This window comes from Planctobacterium sp. AWM4_229 (assembly GCF_056160305.1).
The window spans coordinates 189152-207770 of the sequence record NZ_JBSWWX010000007.1; the positions used below are offsets into that span (position 1 = coordinate 189152).

Annotated in this window: 16 protein-coding genes and 1 tRNA gene; 1 reads left to right on the forward strand and 16 read right to left on the reverse strand. The window is 44.9% G+C overall.

The genetic code is table 11. The annotated features are described in order from the left end of the window. Positions 1-2 precede the first annotated feature (2 nt). From rbfA to ACXAGP_RS16720, 6 genes are all read right to left on the reverse strand, one after another. Positions 3-416 (reverse strand): 30S ribosome-binding factor RbfA, encoded by a 414-nt coding sequence (gene rbfA, locus ACXAGP_RS16695; protein WP_475262691.1) that lies wholly within the window; start codon positions 414-416, stop codon positions 3-5. A 114-nt stretch (positions 417-530) separates the two neighbouring features. Continuing rightward, positions 531-3140, reverse strand: coding sequence for a translation initiation factor IF-2 (infB, locus tag ACXAGP_RS16700; protein ID WP_475262692.1), 2610 nt, complete (start codon positions 3138-3140; stop codon positions 531-533). Between the two features lie 25 nt (positions 3141-3165). Beyond that, entirely contained in the window at positions 3166-4659 is a 1494-nt protein-coding gene (gene nusA, locus ACXAGP_RS16705) for a transcription termination factor NusA (RefSeq protein WP_475262693.1), read from the reverse strand. 45 nt (positions 4660-4704) lie between these two features. Continuing rightward, the gene (gene rimP, locus ACXAGP_RS16710; protein WP_475262694.1) at positions 4705-5160 is read right to left on the reverse strand and encodes a ribosome maturation factor RimP; all 456 of its coding nucleotides are present in this window, start codon (positions 5158-5160) and stop codon (positions 4705-4707) included. 203 nt (positions 5161-5363) lie between these two features. After that, a tRNA-Met gene (locus ACXAGP_RS16715) sits at positions 5364-5440 on the reverse strand. Between the two features lie 226 nt (positions 5441-5666). Next, on the reverse strand, positions 5667-6005 hold the full coding sequence (locus ACXAGP_RS16720) for a P-II family nitrogen regulator (protein WP_475262695.1): 339 nt from the start codon (positions 6003-6005) through the stop codon (positions 5667-5669). Positions 6006-6150: 145 nt separating this feature from the next. Here ACXAGP_RS16720 and ACXAGP_RS16725 point away from each other — a divergent pair, with 145 nt between their 5' ends. Next, positions 6151-6717 (forward strand): GspH/FimT family pseudopilin, encoded by a 567-nt coding sequence (locus tag ACXAGP_RS16725; protein ID WP_475262696.1) that lies wholly within the window; start codon positions 6151-6153, stop codon positions 6715-6717. A gap of 13 nt (positions 6718-6730) precedes the next feature. On the opposite strand, the gene nrtS is transcribed toward ACXAGP_RS16725, so the two are convergent. The 10 genes from nrtS to ileS all read right to left on the reverse strand — a co-directional run bounded on the left by nrtS (position 6731) and on the right by ileS (position 18613). Next, the gene (gene nrtS, locus ACXAGP_RS16730) at positions 6731-6898 is read right to left on the reverse strand and encodes a nitrate/nitrite transporter NrtS (protein WP_475262697.1); all 168 of its coding nucleotides are present in this window, start codon (positions 6896-6898) and stop codon (positions 6731-6733) included. Between the two features lie 126 nt (positions 6899-7024). Further along, entirely contained in the window at positions 7025-7519 is a 495-nt protein-coding gene (locus ACXAGP_RS16735) for a type IV pilin protein (RefSeq protein WP_475262698.1), read from the reverse strand. Further along, on the reverse strand, positions 7506-11579 hold the full coding sequence (locus ACXAGP_RS16740; RefSeq protein ID WP_475262699.1) for a PilC/PilY family type IV pilus protein: 4074 nt from the start codon (positions 11577-11579) through the stop codon (positions 7506-7508). Before ACXAGP_RS16740 ends, ACXAGP_RS16735 begins: the two co-directional genes overlap by 14 nt. 12 nt (positions 11580-11591) lie before the next feature. Next, entirely contained in the window at positions 11592-12170 is a 579-nt protein-coding gene (locus ACXAGP_RS16745; RefSeq protein WP_475262700.1) for a pilus assembly PilX family protein, read from the reverse strand. Beyond that, positions 12167-13039, reverse strand: coding sequence for a PilW family protein (locus tag ACXAGP_RS16750; protein WP_475262701.1), 873 nt, complete (start codon positions 13037-13039; stop codon positions 12167-12169). The genes ACXAGP_RS16745 and ACXAGP_RS16750 overlap by 4 nt, the downstream gene beginning before the upstream one ends. Beyond that, on the reverse strand, positions 13036-13686 hold the full coding sequence (gene pilV / locus ACXAGP_RS16755) for a type IV pilus modification protein PilV (RefSeq protein ID WP_475262702.1): 651 nt from the start codon (positions 13684-13686) through the stop codon (positions 13036-13038). Before pilV ends, ACXAGP_RS16750 begins: the two co-directional genes overlap by 4 nt. Before the next feature lie 210 nt (positions 13687-13896). Then, the gene (gene ispH / locus ACXAGP_RS16760; RefSeq protein ID WP_475262703.1) at positions 13897-14838 is read right to left on the reverse strand and encodes a 4-hydroxy-3-methylbut-2-enyl diphosphate reductase; all 942 of its coding nucleotides are present in this window, start codon (positions 14836-14838) and stop codon (positions 13897-13899) included. Next, entirely contained in the window at positions 14839-15279 is a 441-nt protein-coding gene (gene fkpB, locus ACXAGP_RS16765; protein ID WP_475262704.1) for an FKBP-type peptidyl-prolyl cis-trans isomerase, read from the reverse strand. It lies immediately after the preceding gene. Beyond that, entirely contained in the window at positions 15280-15792 is a 513-nt protein-coding gene (gene lspA, locus ACXAGP_RS16770; RefSeq protein ID WP_475262705.1) for a signal peptidase II, read from the reverse strand. Then, positions 15785-18613 (reverse strand): isoleucine--tRNA ligase, encoded by a 2829-nt coding sequence (gene ileS / locus ACXAGP_RS16775; RefSeq protein WP_475262706.1) that lies wholly within the window; start codon positions 18611-18613, stop codon positions 15785-15787. The genes lspA and ileS overlap by 8 nt, the downstream gene beginning before the upstream one ends. Between the last annotated feature and the right edge of the window lie 6 nt (positions 18614-18619).

An 18619-nucleotide genomic window follows, 5' to 3' on the forward strand; every position in this document is an offset into this window, starting at 1 on the left:
ATTTACGACTCACCTTTTTGCTCAGGATCTCTTCCCGACGTGCGGGCCTTTTCTTCATCAGCTTTGATGGTTTGGGTCACAATATTGGAAATGCGCATCCCCTCGGTGATCGAGGCGTCACGCATAAAGTGTAACGCAGGCACGGAACGCATGCGTATGCGCTTCGCTAACAAGCTGCGTACAAAGCCCTTGTTTTCTTCCAGTATCGCTAAATCCTCTTTAATTTTTTCTTCATCATCGGTGAAAAAAGTTACAAAGATTTTTGCATGGGCAAGATCACGTGACACATCAGCACCAGATACCGTGATAAAGCCGATGCGCGGATCGCGGTTTTTAAATTCATTTTGCAGAATACTGGCAACTTCTTTGTGAATTTGTTGCCCTACTCTGTCAGTTCTTGAGAACTCTTTCGCCATAATTTATACCAATTATCAGACACAAACGGAGGCTTATGCCTCCGTTTTATTAAACTTATCTCGAAGCTTTCAACAACACATCACAAGCGACGCATTGTGTCTCAACAGCAAGAATTAAAGCTCGCGCTTCACTTCAACTGTCTCAAATACTTCGATTTGGTCGCCAACCTTAACGTCGTTGTAGTTCTTAACGCCGATACCACATTCCATACCGTTACGCACTTCAGCAACATCGTCTTTAAAGCGACGTAATGATTCCAATTCACCTTCATAGATTACTACGTTGTCGCGCAGAACGCGGATTGGGTTGCTGCGCTTAACGTTACCTTCAACCACCATACAACCGGCGATTGCACCCAATTTAGGTGATTTGAACACGTCACGTACTTCAGCAAGACCAATAATTTCTTGTTTGAATTCTGGTGCAAGCATACCACTCATGGCCGCTTTCACTTCGTCGATAAGGTCGTAGATAACGCTGTAGTAACGAAGATCGACGTCTTCTGCTTCTAACACTTTACGAGCGGCAGAATCAGCACGTACGTTAAAGCCCACAACAATCGCATTAGATGCGGCGGCTAATGTCGCGTCTGTTTCAGTGATACCACCCACACCACTACCGATAATGTTTACACGAACCTCATCAGTAGACAGTTTAGTCAGTGAATCAGAAATAGCCTCAACAGAGCCTTGAACGTCGGCCTTCATTACCACGTTCAATTCTTTCACGTCACCGGCTTCCATGTTGGCGAACATGTTTTCCAGCTTAGCTTTTTGTTGCTTAGCAAGTTTCAGATCACGCTGCTTAGTATGACGCTTATTAGCAATTTCACGAGCCTTGCGATCATCCGGTACCACCATGGCATCCTCACCTGCTTGAGGTACACCAGACAAACCTAAAATCTCTACTGGCTTAGAAGGACCTGCGACCTTAACGTCATGTCCGTTTTCGTCGCGCATGGCACGCACACGACCATACTCGTTACCACATAACAAGATATCGCCGGCTCTCAATTCACCTTGCTGCACCAAAACAGAAGCAACCGGTCCGCGGCCTTTATCCAGGCGAGACTCAATCACGATACCTTTCGCGGCACCTGTTGGAATCGCTTTAAGATCAAGCACTTCAGCTTGCAATAGGATAGCATCCAGTAACTCGTCAACACCCATACCAGTTTTAGCCGATACGTTAACGAACTGGTGTTCACCACCCCACTCTTCTGAGATAACTTCCAGCTGAGACAATTCGGTTTTAACACGATCAGGATCAGCGGCTTCTTTATCCATTTTGTTAACCGCGACAATCAGCGGTACGCCCGCAGCTTTGGCGTGCTGCACAGCTTCTTTAGTTTGCGGCATTACACCGTCATCAGCTGCCACGACCAAAATAACGATATCCGTAGCTGTGGCACCACGAGCACGCATCGCAGTAAATGCTGCGTGTCCCGGTGTATCCAGGAATGTGATTTCACCATTGTCGGTATTTACGCTGTAAGCACCAATGTGCTGGGTAATACCACCCGCTTCGCCTTCGGCAATTTTTGCTTTGCGAATATAGTCAAGTAACGAAGTTTTACCGTGGTCAACGTGACCCATGATGGTTACAACTGGCGCACGTCCAGCTTCATCACCCTCGGCAATATTGGCCAACAATTCATCTTCTAACGCATTGTCATTGACCAGCTCATACTTCTGCCCCAGCTCTTCCAAAACCAGTACCGCTGTATCTCTGTCTAGTACCTGGTTAATGGTTACCATTTCGCCCATTTTCATCATCACTTTGATGACTTCTGTGGCTTTCTTGGCCATCTTGCTCGCCAACTCACCTACAGAAATGGTTTCGCCTAGTCGAACAACGCGGTTAACGGGTTGCGCGGGCATATTAAAGCCATGTTTAAGTTTATCGGTCGCCTTTTTCTTCTTGTGCATCCGACGTCTGGAGCTCTTTTCCAGCTCCATATCTTCTTTATCTTCGGCTTCCTGAGCATAGCGGTTGCTGTGCAGGTGTACTTCGGCGGCTTCTTCTTCCTTGCGCTTCTTCTCTTCTTCTTCCCAGCGAATGCGGTTTTGCTCAGCCAGTTTTTTCGCTTCTTCAGCTGCCTTAGCCGCTTCTTGCTCCAACTTGCGTTTTGCCTCTTCTTCTTGCTGCTGCTTCATTTTTTCAGCTTCTTCACGGGCTTTTGCACGCTCAGCTTTCTCTTCTGCAGTCAACTCAGAATCTGGATGATCATCAGCAGCTTGTTCAGCCTTGCGCTTTTCTTCACGGGCTTTTTGCTCTGCTTTGCGCTTTTCTTCAGCGGCTTTGCGCTCGGCTTCCAAACGCGCCTTCTCTTCAGCCGCTTTACGCGCAGCTTCTTCCGCGGCCAAACGGGCTTGCTCTTCCTGCTCAGCTTTTAATCTTGCTTCTTCTTCAGCAATTCGCGCTTCTTCGACTTCGCTGCGTTTAACGTAAGTGCGCTTTTTGCGAACTTCTACTTTTACCTGTCGAGACTTTCCGGCAGTTAAAGTACTGGTTGTTTTGCGCTGCAATGTCATCTTTTTCGGTGCGGCATTGGCGCTGCCACCATGTTGCTTGCTCAAGTGATCTAACAGAGCTGCTTTTTCAGTTTCTGTTACGTTATCCTGGCGCTGCTTGGGGATCCCGGCATCAGCAAATTGTTGCAGCAATTTCTCTACCGAAATACCGACATCTTCAGCTAATTTTTCTATCTGGACTTCTGGCATGTTGATTTGTGCTCCTATGCTGCTCTTATTCTTCGTTGAACCATACGATATTACGGGCTGCCATGATGAGCTTCCCAGCTTCTTCTTCCGACAACTCTTCTATATCACTGATATCGTCGATTCCTTGCTCTGCCAGCTCTTCGAGATCGGTAATCCCTTTGCTAGCCAACACAAACGCAACATGTCTGTCCATTCCTTCCAGGTTCAACAACTCTTCAGTGGGTTCAGACTTTTCCAGTGATTCTTCATTTGCCAAAGCTTTTGTGGTTAACGCAGCTTTTGCTCGCTCGCGCAACTCTTCAACGACATCTTCGTCCAGGCCTTCTATTTCCAATAATTCACTTACTGGTACATAGGCAACTTCTTCCAGAGACGTAAAGCCTTCATCTACTAACACAGCAGCAAAATCTTCGTCGATATCCAGCCCTTCCATAAACACGGTAAGTACTTCGGCATTTTCTTCTTCGTGTTTGGCTGATAATTCTTCGGTGGTCATCACGTTCAATTCCCAACCCGTTAACTGGCTGGCAAGTCGAACATTCTGACCGCTTTTACCAATGGCTTGCGCCAGGTGGTCGCTTTCAACAGCGACATCCATAGAGTGGGCATCTTCATCTACAACGATAGACGCCACTTCTGCGGGGGCCATTGCGTTAATAACAAATTGTGCTGGGTTTTCATCCCACAATACGATGTCGACACGTTCACCACCCAGTTCACCCGATACCGCTTGTACACGTGAACCACGCATACCCACACAGGCTCCAACCGGATCCAAACGCTTGTCATTAGTCTTTACTGCGATTTTCGCTCTTGAGCCAGCATCGCGAGCTGCAGATCGAACTTCTAAGGTTTCTTCAGCAATTTCTGGCACTTCGATGCGGAAAAGTTCAACCAACATATCCGGATGGGTACGACTAATAAATAACTGCGCGCCTTTTGCTTCAGGGCGAATGTCGTACAACAAACCTCTAACACGGTCACCCGGTCTGAAGGTTTCGCGTGGCAACATATCTTCGCGATACATAACGCCTTCGGCATTGTTGCCTAAATCAATGATGATATTGTCGCGATTCACTTTTTTAACGGCGCCGGTAATTAAGTCGCCAACTCTATCGCGGTATTCATCAATCATTTGCGCGCGTTCTGCTTCGCGCACTTTTTGCACGATAACTTGTTTAGCCGTTTGCGTGGTTATCCGGTCAAACGCGATAGATTCAATTTGCTCTTCAACAAACTCACCAAGTTTAATTTCAGGTTCGTCGATTTGTGCCGCCGACAGGGTGATTTCAGCGTACGGATTTTCTTGAGGTTGGTCGTCTTCGATAACTAACCATCTGCGAAACGTATCAAAATCTCCGGTGTTTCTGTCGATGCTGACACGCACCTCTATTTCACCTTCATTCTTTTTCTTGGTCGCACTTGCAATTGCGAATTCAAGCGCTTCAAAGATCTTCTCTCTTGGCACCTGTTTTTCATTTGATACAGCTTCTGCCACTAACAGAATTTCTTTATTCATTTCCGCCGCCTTCTCACTAATTAGTCGTTATTGTTATTTGAGCCACTAAAATTGAGGCACCAAATTGCCTTTTTCAATATTGCTGATCACTAGTTCAAACTGCTCATTGTCAACTTCAATGGTTAACTTATCTTCGGTAACACTGAGTACTTTACCTTTGAAGTTGCGTCTATTTCCTTGTGGAACGCGTAATCTAAGTGACACCACCTGTCCCGTAACCGCCTGATAGTGAGCCGCTTTAAACAAGGGTCTGTCCATACCTGGCGAAGAAACTTCAAGGTTGTATTCGGTGCTGATGGGATCTTCAACATCCATTACGGCACTCACCTGATGACTCACATCAGCACAATCATCAACGGTAATACCATCAGGATGATCGATGAAAACACGCAATGTCGAATGTTTTCCAGCTCGAACAAATTCAACACCTATTAATTCAAAACCGGCCGCTTCTACGGCAGGCTCTATTAAAGCATTCAATTTATCTTGAAACTGAGACAATTTGTTCTCCAAAAATAAAAACAGGGCATAAAGCCCCGTGATAAAAGTCCTGTATATTGGTTCGCTCAACCTCATTAAAACTAATCAAATGGATTTCCCTGAGCGAAGATAATAAAAAACCCCGGTCTAGCGGGGTTTTTTATTTTTGGACCCAATGTCCTTTTATTTTATTTAAGTTTGAGCAATAAGCCAACCTTAAAATTTGGTTGCGGGAGGCGGATTTGAACCACCGACCTTCGGGTTATGAGCCCGACGAGCTACCAGGCTGCTCCATCCCGCGCCTGAAATCTTCTGTGAAGCGGCTTTGCTGCCTTGCTTCAACGTGGGGCGTATTATACATAGGCATTAACCAGGCGCAACCACAAATATGAATTTTTTATGATAAAAACGTTCGTTTGCTCAAATAGCCAGCAAGGCGTTGCTTTTTCACGCTACCATTAACAAGCTGGCTACATTCCACTGACTATTTGGTCACATTTAAAGTAACCGTGCGATAAAAGCGACAATTACAACGCTTCTTCGTTTTCTTCACTCGTGCGGATTCGAATCGCCCGCTCTACCTCGTATACAAAAATTTTGCCGTCGCCAATCTTGCCTGTTTGCGCGGTATTAATAATTGCTTCAATGGCTTGCTCTGCAATTTCATCAGGGACCACCACATCAATCTTAACCTTAGGCATAAAATCCACTTGATATTCTGCACCGCGATACAACTCACTGTGGCCTTTCTGACGCCCATAACCTTTCACTTCGGTTACTGTCAGCCCTTCTACTCCAGCTTCGGCTAATGCCTCGCGCACATCGTCTAGTTTGAAAGGTTTGATAATTGCTTCTATTTTTTTCATGAGACTCCTCCGAACAACCTTTTAGCCCACGTATGCTGTTTATTGTTAAACATATCACAACCTGACAAGTTTTCAGTTGCTAATATTACAAACACAACCAATATTATTTATACACCACTATACCTTAATAAAGGTTTTGCTAATTTTGATTTCTACCAACCAGCCTCATCGACAATCAGGTGTAACGCTATTCGAACTTATGATCGCGATGGCCATTTTTTTTATAATCATGACTGTAGGTATGCCATCCATGCAAGCAATGTTAATCAGGACTCAAGTAACCTCGCAGATTAATGAGCTAAGTGCAGTGATCCAATTTGCAAGACACACTGCTATAAATGAGCAAGTAACCGCGATAATGTGTCCCACAACTAATTTCTCTACCTGTTCAGTGGATTGGAATGATCCTAAAATGGTGTTTGCAGATTTTGACAATGATGGTTCGCGGGGAACGGATGAGGACATGTTAGCGGGTGCAGGTAATATCCTGGAAAATTTCAATTTGACAGGGCCGAATGTTAGCATTAGTTTTCAAGGGAATGGAACCGTCGCGTCACCAGCAACTTTATTGCTTTGCCATATAGATAACGAAGCCGTTTATGCCAGAGCCCTCACCATTAGTCTACAAGGTAGAGTGAAACTCAGCACGGACTCCGACGAGGATGGCGTACATGAAGACAATTCAGGTGTAGATTTGAGTTGCAGTTCTTAAATTTAACCCATTTTCAATATTGCATCCTGGACTTTACCCCGGCATACGTTGCTACACAATAAGGCACTACGTAGGTCAAAACGACTTTCACATAATCTAAAGTTGCATTGCCAAACAAGGCATCCCACTGATTAATAACATTGAGCAATGACCCCACCACCAAAGCCGTGTTAAGAGACAACTTAACCTGCGAGGAAGAGCATGCCAATTTTAAGAATGTGGATGTGGTTACCAAACACCAGACCTTTTTTGGAAGATTCGATGATTAGTTGACAGGTAAGATACAAAAAGCATTTCAAATTTCATTTTAACACACCCAACAATACTCATTACTACTGATTGTGCCACTGCTGTTGCTATCCCATGCTTTGCGGCCATCACTGTAGTAATAGAGGGTGCCATCGCCTTCCGTAGCCGTACCTGTCACAGGACTTGCTGTCAAAACATAGCTATTCCCGGAATTAGAAACAGAGTTGATGGACAAATTATACTTTTTATTCGCTTCGGGTTCTGTTGAGGGTGACCAATCATTGAAGAATCCCGGAGATCCTGTATCTCCACCTCCTTCAGCAGCTCCGCTGTATGTAAAATTAGACGCCCTATGGCGCTCCATCCCTGCAGCAATGGACATTAGGTCAGATTGAGCACTGGCTCTGGCCGCTGAAGCTATGTACGAAGTATAGGCCGGATATCCGAACGAGATCAGTATTCCAATAATACTAATCGCAATCAGCAATTCCATCAGAGAAAAGCCAAGTTGGACAAATCTGTTACTAGCAAATTTAGAATTACTCTTTCTCATTTTCGCTTTTCCAGCTGCCCCGTCTGAGTCGTTCGTAATCGCCATAAATGTTTTCTGCAAGGCACTCAAAATCGGAACCACAATCACTATCTTCATCATCGACGATAGATGTACATTCAGTTCCCAAACAAATGGTCGGAGTCAGGACATCTTCAATCAGGATTTTTGTATCTGGGGCGATGCCGGTCTGAGCGAGATCCGCATAGCGATCCACATGCTCTAAAATACCGTCATTGTCCTTATCAAGGATAGCGTTACCTGTGACTAATTCAACAACGTATGCTCTACTCGTTCCGGTTGGCGGAGCACAAGCACTTTCAGATGCAGCCGCAGGGATATAGGTGGTAAAAAATAGTCGGTAATTTATGATCAGAGGCGACGCCAGCACTTTTTCGCCGACCCCCAATTCAATTAACCAACCGTGTTTATCGGCAAACTCACTGGCTGCAATTTCTCTCGCGTCGTTATCAGGCGATGTCAGCAAATGGTCTGTTGCATCGTACAAATCATCTTCGGTGTAGGGAGATTCCGGGAAAGTAAACAATCCATTCTCATCAATGAAGAAAACCCCTTCATCTTTCAACATATACATTCTATCTTGTATTGTAGTATCTAAAGGATGCGCTCTAAATCCGGTACCAAAGGCCACCGCATAATAATGTTCATTTGCCAAACTGATCTCTGAGACGTCAGGGCTATAGTAAAATCTTCTGGCGTCACTGGCTGAGTCGCCTCCAATATCGGCGATTAATGCGCCTTTCATAAAGTCAGACCCCGACTCTCCGTTGTAAATATCCAACCTGAATACCTGACCACCCATATCAGTCACGTACAGGTGATCGGCAAGGTCGTCATTATCCCTGTCAACGACTGCAACTCTCGCCGGTATACTGTAAGTCATTTCCTCCATGACCAAATCTGCTGCGCTGTTACTCACAGTCCAGAGCAGAGCACCGGTATCTGCATCAACGATAAAAACAGCATTTCCTGAGGTATCATCACTTCTTACCGTTTTACTATCCTGATCTTCGTTGTAACCCCCGCCGAAGATCAGCACATTTTTTGTCGCCGAGCCAATTTTGATCTTACTCACCACCGGACGGGACCAGGTCTGACCCAACTTTTCAAAGCCCGTACTGCCGCCTTCTATTTTGAAGACTAGTGAAGGGGAGGTTTTACTGGAAACATCAAATGCATAATAGTTCTCCCCACCTCTTCTCATTCCTACATAAAGATAGGTTGTTGAGTCATTCACTGTTCTTACAACCATATCGCCGTCCAGGCCGTAAATGTGGGTATAACTGGATGCATCCTCATAAATATCGTTTAGATTGGCCAGTAGTTCTTTTGGGATAATGGCAAAATTTTGCTCGCCTGTATCGGGATCGAATGAGTGTAAAAAACCGTGATTTGTAGCGACGAAGACGGCACTATCCGTCTCACTATAATTAATAATCACTGGCTGTGAATGAATTGGATCTCCCATTTGTTGCCGCGCATCAGATGTTGAGCCATCGCCATCCTCGTCTTTTAGATCAACGCCTCTGGCCCACTGCAACAATATATCTCTCAGTCCTTCAGGGTCTGCCTCAGACTCAATGGCTAAATTAGCTGTGGTGATGTTGGTATTGTCTTCGTGTAATCTATTGCCAGTTGAAACGATAGTACCGACACCGTCAAAATAATAAATATTCCTTACCAGATCTAAGGCACTAGCAGCTCCGCCTGAGCGGACGTCATTACCGTCCACATCGATAGACCAATAACTCTGGGAGTTCTCATTAAAAAAGCCGGTCGCTTCATCTATTGCTGCCGCACCATTTGCATCATAAATGGTATCCCCCCCCAAACGATATCGCTTCAGGTTACCCGGCCAAAGTGTCCCTTCAGATGGCTTAAAAAGGGCGAAGTACAACTCATCTTTATGGGTCAATCGATTCAGTTGATTGACAGCCACTCCGGGAGAAACAAAGGTGGCATTGACATCTTTCACCGAGCGGATAATTGTTTGAAAAGCGGTCACAAGATCTTCCGAATTATCGGCAGTATAAAACCCGCCTCCACTTTGGATAGCAAGCTGATTTAAAAAACTGTTGGCGGTAGAGTTTGCCGCAAAGCCAATGGTATGAGTGATGACTCGGGTATTTATGGCGGAATCGGAAGAGTCGCTGAGATTTCGTACTAAATCCAAACCGCATTTTTCACCACCGCTGCCTGAGCAATTTATACCTAACAGCGCTTCAATTTCGTCTTCACTGTGATTGTTATTAGCTTCACCGTCAGATAACAGAACAATGTGATTATTAGTCTGACACTGTAAGTCCGTGACTGGAGATATATAAGTTGCACCGTCAGGGATATACTCATTAATACAATCTGAATCTGATAAGTCATCCTCAGAGCAACCTGATGGCTTGACTGAGTCAGCTCCTGTATATGACAAGCGGTGACTCACTCGAGTATTGCGTCTAACACTACTGCTAACACCTGAGGTCCCTCTGGCAAGGCCATAATAAACGTCTAACCCGCCAAAATAACTGGCAGCTTCATATAACGTATCAACAATGGGAGTATAGCCATTTGCCGCCAGTTCATTCACCTTGTTTTGTAAATGTGACCGAACTGTAGCGGCAGAGCCCGGTTCAGCGTTACCCTGATATTCTATTATCAATTGCGCAGCACCTGAGGGTTTACCAGTATAAGTATAAGCGCCGCGATTGCCCGTCATATTTGAGATGATAATCATCAAATTGTTACCTGACGACCAATCCCCTCTATCAACTACTTGTTGCACAACCGAAGATATGTCTGGAGATTCATAGGTATTGTTCTTATCCCAACTGGGAATATTGCTCCAGGTAACTGCTGTGGTTTTTGCCTTGTCCCTCAATAAATGTCTGGTATAACTGCTAAAGTTATCTGGGTTCGATTCATTAGCTGCACTGATGGTGAAACCAGAGCCGCTAGTAGAGCGGTTGCGATAAGCAGTAAATATCAGGTAAGCATTACTAATGGTAGCTCCTTGAGGTATAGCAACCTCGTTGAATCGCATACCTATGTAGTTATTGCTACTGGGTTTAAAGGTTAGCTCACTACCAGTGGACTGATAACCATTAGTGGCTTCTTCAGCATTTTCAGATTGTGACTGCACTTGATAGGTCAAAGAGCCAGCAATGCACCCCGAAGCAGTATCAGAATCATATTCAACCACCAATTGCGCACCACTTCCGCTACCCTCATCTGCAGCAACGACTTCTCGATTACTACCAGCATTGGAGCTGGTCCCCTCAAGCAATACAGTCAATGCATTTCCACCACACCAGCCTCCTTGGTCAACAATCTCCTGGATGATGGCACTAATATCGGTAGTATTAATTATTTCGCCGGATACAGGAAATTCATTGTCAGTATTCCATGCAACACTCGCTGTTGTAGATGTTCGACTGGATAGATTGTTGGAACTTGTTTCAAATTCTGCAGAATTAGTGGCTAACTCTCCAGTTATAGTAAATTCTGTCGTTTCAACATCGTATCCAGCTGAGGTAAAACTCAGATAAGCAGAGGTGATTGTCGCCCCTTGAGGCAACTGTACATCTTCAAAACGAAACCCTGAAGTGATGGTATCTGTCCCAAACGATAACCTTACCTCGTTATCAGTGACATCTACTGAGCCGCTACTTTCATCAGCATCATCACCAGAACTTCCTGCACTGTATATGAGTTCTGGTTCAACCACCTCATCGAGATCACGGATTGGATAGAGAACCGGCCCTCCCCAATCGGAAAACCTCATTAAACCAGCATTAACATTTGTCGCAGAAGACAACACATCGTTTAAAGCATTTTGCACTCTCAACATGCGGGTTTCACTGCCACCGTCTTTGTTTCCCATGCTTCCGGAAGTATCCATGATGAAAAGCACATTTGGGTTATAAGTCACTTGAGAGTCTGCAACGCCTAAGTAAATTTCAAGGTCATCCGCAAAAGCAGAAAGGGCAATGCCTGCAGATAAAACGAGCGAGATAGAGAGAGTTATGAGTTTGCCGATTTGAATAGTCATAATACTGCTCCACTATTCAGTTGACGGAGCAAATGTGGCGGCCGTAAGTGTGTTAGCGACCGCATAGCGACTTCCTTCTAACTGCCCACATCCCCTTATCATAAAGATATGACAGCTGATGTTACCGCCTCCCTGTACGTTGCTAGATCCAAGACATGCTTGCTCCGTAACAAAAGCAGTTCTTGACCAGCTTTCTACAACGGGATTTTCGTTGTAATTGCCAGCGGCGGTATGATTTTCCCCGGCGCTTAACCCATCCACAGTTAAAATTCGGTTTGTCCAATTCTCATCTTCAAAACAACTCAGTTCGGTAGCTGTAAGATCTAATTCTGTCCCCTGTCTGGCTTGAGAAATAGGATCGGTCAACACAGCTTCAGATAAGAGCAAATTGTCTTCAGATTCAAAAGCCACTGCCGCTATTGCAGCTTCGGCTGCATCAAATGCAAGAGACTGTGACTCCATAGAAACTGCCATTCTGCTTTGCAATAGACTGCTGCTGACAGCCGTTACACCAAGTATGGTCAGACTGACAAGCATCAACAAGGCGATAACAAGCGCAACACCTTTCTCATTGAATAATGGCGACTTCATAACCTTCTATTCCTTACATAATGCTTCATATTACGGAGTGAAATTGTCGTCTCAAATTTCTTATACATACCGTTTCCATCTGGCGTGTAACTGGTTTCATTCAGAAGTTTAAACGTTGGAATTGGATCAATAACTACATCACCATCACCTTCCACCACAATTGCGATTTTTAAAGAAACAACGTTCGCTCCACTTGCTCTCTTGTTTGCCAGCTCAGATGCAGTAACGTAAGTAACCGCTTGACCTGATACTCCGCCAGAACCAGAGTCGCCACTCACGCCATATAAAACCTGGAAATTGTGCACCTGATCAAGAATAGTAAAAGCAGCATCTCCATTGTTGCCCGTAGCTATTTTCTGACCTCGCAAAACTCGCCCATCAAACCCTCGACACTTTAAAGTACTGTCCTCAACAAAATACTCGTTAACGACGAAAAATTCGACATCAGTTGCGTATCCTAATTTATAACCACGACAATCTCTTTCTCCCTGTTTCGCAATAACCAGGGTGTCATTCGCCCCATTTTCTCCTTGAATAGAGCCTAAACTTGCCCTATCTGCAAAATCTCCAGCAATAATGACCGGGCGATTTTGAATAAATGCCCCCTCTTCGACGATATCGACACTTGAGTCCAAATTGGGATCAAGTGGTTCATATCGGCCTGCGGCCAATAAGTCCTCCTTTAACCTCACCATAATAAATCGACCATTCTCCTGCGCAGACGCCAGAGCTCGATTTAGTCCATCCGATACTTGATTACTGATGACAATTTGAATAACGCCAGCAGTTAACATCAAACCGATAGTTAGCGTTATCATCGCCTCAACAATGGAGAATCCCTTTTGCACTTGAATTTGCGCGGTTCTCATAACGTAATGTCCATTACCACACAATCGTAATTACTCTCGTCCGACTCATTACATTCATCATTTTTTGATCGTGTTTTATTTTGCCAATTCTGCACTGGCCATTTAAGGATCAAGGTATGGCGCGAGCCTGCGCTACAAACTTCATCGTCCAGGACATTGTTGTCCTCACAACTAATGCTTAATTCGATATTGGGGTTGTTAGCTTCAGAGGAGCAACTCAATTCATAAGCATCAAACACCGCAAACTCAGCACTTGTGCAATCTTGAACTGTACAATCTGGAATTGATTCAGGCATGCTAAGACAATAGCAATCAAACTCACTGGTATTTTCCGACAAACAGGATAGGTTACTAAAATTGTAGATATCTTCTTCAAAATAAGTGTTATCCACCACCAGCCCGTTACTTGTGGTAGACATATCGCTACTTGCTCGCAATCGTTCAGCAAATTGCTGTGCAATCAACACTGATTGAGATCGATTAAGCGCATCACTATTAGCCATAGTTCCAACAAACTGTAGTGAGGCAATGCCAAGTAATCCAATTGCCAATACGAAGACAGTGACTAACACTTCCACCATACCAATTCCTTTTGATATTACTCTGGAAGAGTTGCCATTCAATTTGGCATCTGATTGAAAATACATCGAGACTCCAATTTCCAGCGAACGTGAAATTAATCTGCGAACACCCGTTAAGTTTTATTTATCCAAGTTAAATAAAGCACAATAAATTTAACTAGACCATTGAGGCCTCACATTTTTGTGAGCCAATTATCAGAAATCGATGAAAAAAAGAACAACATTAAAGGCATAAAAAAAGGCGCTTAGAGCGCCTTGAGAAATAAAAACAAAATATTAAATCTGCTTAACTTGCAGCTCTTTAGGCACCGCAAACTGGATATTTTCTTCTCTTCCCGCCACTTCAGTGACAGTAGCGCTAGAGATAGACTTCAATTTATCAATGACCCCCTGCACTAACACTTCGGGGGCAGAGGCACCTGCAGTCACGCCAATATTCTGGGCACCAGACACCCAATCATTTTGCAATGCACTGGCATCATCAATGAGGAATGCCTTGGTGCCCATTTTTTCCGACAATTCCCGTAATCGATTGGAATTAGAACTGTTTTTCGCTCCTACCACTAACAATAAATCGCAACTTTGCGCTAGTTCTCTCACCGCATCTTGACGGTTTTGCGTGGCATAGCAGATATCGTCTTTTCTTGGGCCTTCTATCTTGGGAAATTTCGCTCGCAAGGCGTCAATCACATCTGCGGTATCATCCACCGAAAGCGTAGTCTGACTGCAATAGTAAAGATTGGCTTCATCCTTCACGGTTAAACTAGCTACATCATCTGCAGACTCTACCAGGTAAATACCACCTCGGGGGTTGTCATATTGCCCCATGGTTCCCTCTACCTCAGGATGTCCCTGGTGGCCGATCAGAATACACTCGGTGCCTTTTTTGCTGGCTCGACTCACCTCTAAATGTACCTTAGTAACCAAGGGGCATGTAGCATCAAACACCTTAAGTCCGCGCTCTGTTGCTTCCCGGCGAACTTGCTGCGAAACCCCATGTGCAGAGAAGATAACAATGCTATCGTCAGGCACTTCATGGAGTTCATCCACGAATACTGCACCTCGATCTCTTAAGCTATTTACAACATATTTGTTGTGTACAACTTCATGACGCACATAAATAGGTGGCTCGAACAATTCCAACGCTCTATCAACGATGGTAATTGCACGGTCAACACCGGCACAAAACCCTCTGGGATTAGCTAGCTTTATTTGCATTTATTTAACCTCCAGAATTTCTACCGAGAATACTACGGTTTCTCCCGCCAATGGATGGTTAAAATCCACCGTAACGGAATCACCTGCTACAGCTCGGATTATACCCGGGATCTCTATTCCACCAGGTTGAGTAAAACCGATGATCATACCAACCTCCGCCGGCGTATCCATGTTAAATTTGCTGCGCTCCATATGGTGGATATTGTCTGGATTAGGCATGCCAAAAGCATCATCTGGTGGCAAAGTGAAGGTTTTCTTATCACCCGGCTTAAGCCCTCTTAAACAGGATTCAAAATTGGGTGTTAAACTGCCATCTCCCATCACCAGTTTCGCTGGTTTGTTATGAACTCGCGTGCTGTCGGCTGCCGAGCCATCTTCTAACTTCAAATCAAAATGCAGTAGTACTTCACTGTTGTCAGTGATAATCACAGAATCCACCATTCACTTAGTCTCTGTCGTTTTTTCTGAATCTGGCTCTTTCCTGAAAAAGGCATCATAAATCAGCAAAGCGGCTCCAATAAAAATGGCGCTGTCTGCAATGTTAAACGCCGGGTAGTGCCATTGCTGATAATAAAAGTCCAGAAAGTCGATCACATAGCCGTAAATCAAACGGTCAGTTACATTACCTATCGCACCGGATAAGATTAAACAGTAAGCAACCGGTAACAATACTTCATGTTTTTTGCTTTGCTTCAACCACCAAAGTAGCACCACACTGACCACAATAGCGATAGCGGTGAAAAACCAGCGCTGCCAACCACCAGCATCACTCAAGAAACTGAATGCCGCGCCATAATTTCGCACGTAAGTAAGATTGAAAAATGGCAGAACCTGTACCGACTCATACAGTTCAAAGGCCCGTATCACCCATTGTTTGGTGATTTGATCAAGTAGCAGTGCAAGCACTGCTACCCATAACCAACGCAAGCCACTTTGTTTGAATAAATTAAGCATAGTGTCTTACTTCGCCGTCACCTTCGACATTGTCCACACAGCGAGAGCACAGTTCTTCATGGTCACTGTGGCTGCCAACATCTTCGCGTATATGCCAGCAACGCGCACATTTGGTGCCCGGAGCCGCTTCGATTTGTACCCACAATCCATCTAGCTCACTGGCACTGAGGTCTTCGGGTTTATCACTAACGGATTTAACATCGGCTTGCGAGGTGATCAGTACAAAACGCAATTCGTTTTCAAGGCGATTAAGCACTTGATAATGAGCGTCGGACACGTACAGGGTTATCTTGGCCTCCAGAGAGCTACCAATAACCTTATCTTTTCTGGCCAGCTCTAGAGCTCGGTTAACTTCAGTCTTAATGCGCAGCACTTGTTGCCAGTAGGCGTTGTCAAATTCTGCTGATTCGCTGTAATTTTCAAAACCCTTATACCAGACACCCGTCAGTACAAACTCATCTCGTTGTCCGGGTAACGCCTGCCATATTTCCTGAGCAGTAAAGCTCATAATCGGAGCCATCCAGCGTACGAGAGCCTCAACAATATGATACAGAGCCGTCTGACAGGAACGACGTGCAATACCATCGCCCTTCGCGGTGTATTGACGATCTTTCACAATATCCAGATAAAAACTGCCTAATTCCACAGAACAGAAATGCATTAGCTTTTGAGATACCACGATTAAGTCGTATTCATTGTAGGCAGCCAGAATTTCCTGTTGCACGGTTTTGGCACGCTCAACAATCCAACGATCCAGAGCTACCATTTGCTCCGCTTCCAGCATATCCGCTTCAGGATTAAAACCCTTGATATTAGCTAACAAGAATCTGGCGGTATTACGGATACGTCGATAGCTATCTGCAGCACGCTTGAGAATTTGATCGGAAACCGCAATTTCACCGCGATAATCAGTGGAAGCGACCCATAGGCGCAGAATATCAGCACCAAGTTTGTTCATCACATCTTGTGGTGATACCGTGTTACCCAATGACTTGGACATCTTGCGCCCTTGCTCATCAACTGTAAAACCGTGAGTAAGTACTTCCTTATAAGGCGCATGTCCTTTGGCTGCAACCCCTGTCATCAGAGATGACATAAACCAACCGCGGTGCTGGTCAGAGCCTTCAAGATAAAGATCTGCAGATGCCGGAATGTCTTCTCTACGATCTACCACAAAATAATGCGTTACACCCGAATCAAACCATACATCTAAAGTGTCAGTCACCTTGATATATTGCTCAGCATCTTCGCCAATCAGGTCAGCGGCATTAATATCCCACCAGGCTTGGATACCAGATTTTTCCACTTCCTGTGCAACTTTTTCAATTGTAGCAACAGAATCAGGATGCAATTCACCAGAGTCTTTATGGATAAACAGGGTGATTGGCACACCCCAGGTACGTTGACGAGAGATACACCAGTCTGGTCGTCCTTCAACCATGCTTTCGATTCGACCTTGGCCCCAATCCGGGATCCATTTGGTCTTTTTAATCTCAGACAAGGAATCTCGACGCAAACCATTTTTATCCATAGAAACAAACCACTGAGGTGTGGCACGGAAAATAATAGGCGTTTTGTGGCGCCAGCAATGGGGATAGCTGTGCTCGTAGGCATGGTGATGTAATAAATTACCTTTCTCAGTCAGAACATCGACTACATGACTGTTAGCCTTAAATACGTGTTCGCCGGCAAATAAATCGGTGCCTTCAACATAAACGCCATTAGCTCCGACAGGATTAACTACCTTAAGATCGTAATGTTTACCCACATTAAAATCGTCAACGCCGTGCCCCGGTGCAGTGTGAACACAGCCGGTACCAGAATCCGTTGTAACGTGATCACCTAAAATCAGAGGCACCTGATAATCGTAGAATGGATGCTGTAGTTGCAGGTTCTCTAACTTAGCGCCCTTACAATAGGCCAGCGCGTGATAGCTATCAGCACCGAAGCGATCCATACAGTCTTTCACCAGGTCCGCAGCCAATAAAAGACGCTGCTTAACACCGTCCTTTTCCATCTGCACCAGTTCATACTCTAATTTTGGACTGACACACACGGCCTGGTTTGCTGGCAGAGTCCAAGGGGTTGTTGTCCAGATAACAACAGCCAGGTTACCTTCACCTTGATGGCCTTCTTTAAGCTCCATTTGCGCAAGCAGTGCAGCTTCATCAACCACCGGAAACGCCACATCAATGGAAGGAGAGGTCTTGTTTTGATATTCCACCTCAGCTTCAGCCAATGCTGAACCACAATCTGTACACCAATGCACAGGTTTGAAACCTTTTTCCAGGTGTCCTGCTTCGATAATCTTAGCCAACACACGAATGATGTCAGCTTCAGATTTGAAATCCATGGTTTTATATGGCTTGTCCCATTCACCCAAAACGCCCATACGTACAAAATCGGTCTTTTGACCCTCTACCTGCTTATTAGCATATTCACGACACTTTTCGCGAAACTCAGCTGCAGAGACTTTTTTACCTGGCTTGCCGACCTTTTTCTCCACCATGAGCTCAATAGGTAAGCCGTGACAGTCCCATCCGGGTACGTAAGGCGCATCAAAGTCGGAAAGGGTCTTCGACTTAATAATGATGTCTTTAAGTACCTTGTTGACCGCATGACCAATGTGAATATTACCGTTAGCGTAAGGAGGGCCATCGTGTAATACGAAGGGAGTTTTGCCTTTTTTGGCTGCCCGAATTTTGTGGTAGAGCTGTTTTTCGGTCCACTCTTTGAGCATGACTGGCTCACGTTGGGCCAGGTTGCCACGCATCGGAAACTCCGTATCGGGAAGATTAAGCGTATGTTTGTAATCGGTCATGTATTC